Genomic DNA, 243 nt, shown 5'->3' on the forward strand with positions numbered 1-243 from the left:
TTGGATGCCCAACCAAAATACCATGGGGCATTAATCCGGATTTCTCCGGGCTATTCCCCAGTGAGAGGCAGATTGCATACGCGTTACGCACCCGTGCGCCGGTCTCATGGCCCGAAAGCCATTACCCCTCGACTTGCATGTGTTAAGCCTGCCGCTAGCGTTCATCCTGAGCCAGGATCAAACTCTTCATCGTATATTTTTATAACTTACGATCTAAGATGCCAGGTTTTTTTATTCGAAATC

1 rRNA gene is annotated in these 243 nt (G+C 48.6%); it reads right to left on the minus strand.

The window, feature by feature from the left end:
- Positions 1-193, minus strand: a 16S ribosomal RNA gene (locus G6047_RS00040); the annotation flags it as partial.
- Positions 194-243: the final 50 nt, after the last annotated feature.

Source organism: Flavobacterium silvaticum (genome assembly GCF_012911565.1).
In the GTDB taxonomy this organism is placed as follows: Bacteria; Bacteroidota; Bacteroidia; order Flavobacteriales; family Flavobacteriaceae; genus Flavobacterium; species Flavobacterium silvaticum.